At 71.3% G+C, this 1,237-nt stretch carries 2 protein-coding genes; both read right to left on the bottom strand.

Annotated features, from left to right (window positions below; translation table 11 throughout):
- A partial coding sequence (locus ACWCSD_RS52770) for a hypothetical protein (RefSeq protein WP_449927540.1) occupies positions 1 to 699 on the bottom strand: 699 nt, incomplete at its 3' end.
- A gap of 168 nt (positions 700 to 867) precedes the next feature.
- Positions 868 to 1,237, bottom strand: a 370-nt coding sequence (locus ACWCSD_RS52765) for a nitrilase-related carbon-nitrogen hydrolase (protein ID WP_449927537.1), incomplete at its 5' end; no start/stop codon positions are given.

Here is a 1,237-nt window from a genome sequence, read left to right as displayed (position 1 = left end):
TCGTACAAGTCGACCTGGGTGGACACCTGGGCACCGAACGGCACCATCCCGTGCGGCCGCCAGTGGCCGCTGCCCGCCGGCTACCTCGCGGTACGCTCTGCTCGACGTGAGCGTCGTGTAGGTGCTGCGGGCCGAGACGCGGTGCAGAGTGCAGCCGTCAATGGTCAGGCGGATCTGGCGGGCGTCCACGGCGTCCACGTCGCATCGGCGGGGGGAACCGCTGATCGAGAGCTCAGGCCAGGCGCCGCCGCGCAGCTTCACGGGGCCGCCGGTGATCGTCATGTCGCGAAGGGCGACAGTGATGTGGGGGGTGAGGGCGTCGTCGCCGACGCTGGTGGCGAACCCTTCGATCCGGCCGTCGCGTATGACGGTTCCGGTCCGGGCGGTCCCCTGGGAGCTGACCTGGACGCCGGTGCCGGTGCCCGCGCCCTGGAGGGTGTGCCCGGCCAGGTCGATGGTCACGTCGTCGGCGCCGACGATCAGCGCGTCACCGGGACACGTCAGATCCCCGGTCAGGGTGACGCTCCCTGTCAGGACGCTCCCGCAGGTGACGGGGGCGCCTGCGGAGGCAGCGGCGGTCCGGCCGAGCCCGACGGTCGCGGTCAGCAGCAGGACGGAGCAGCCGGCCCGAACGAGCCCACGCGTCGTCGTGGAACGCCTGGGTCGGTGACCCGTGCGGACGAACCGTTCATCGCGCATGTGCCCTCCATCGCCGATCGACGAAATGCCTGCGTTCTCCTTTCGCTGGAACGGCGCGGTCATTACCGCTGTGGCCGCAACAGGACACGTCTGGAGGCGGGTGCCGGGCGGCACCCGTCCAAGCCCTGCCGGATCGGGCAGGTCACCGGCCTGGGGGTCGCCTTATGCTCAGTGGCGCGGCAGATCGAGGACATCCTCGCCGGCCGCGCTGCCGGGGGTGCGGAGGAGTGGCACCGGGTCGGTGGCGAAGCGGGCGGCGCGAGGCTCGCGTTCGTCCCCGAACCGGTGGGTGAGGATGCCGTAGAGTTCCGGGCGTCGTCCCTGGAGCCATCGGCGGCCGGTCGAGAGCGGCAGCAGGGTGAGGTCGAGGTCGGCGGTCACCATGTCGTCACCGGCCGCCCAGGTCTCGCCGAGGATGCGGCCGTAGGGGTCGATGATCATGGCGTTGCCGGTGCGGATCTCGTCGTCGTCCTCGCCGATGCCGTTGCTGAACAGGACGAACAGCCCGTTGTCATGAGCCCGGGCGGGCAACCAGCGC

This window comes from Nonomuraea sp. NPDC001684 (assembly GCF_053596515.1).
This window is presented reverse-complemented; position numbering and strand designations above follow the sequence as displayed.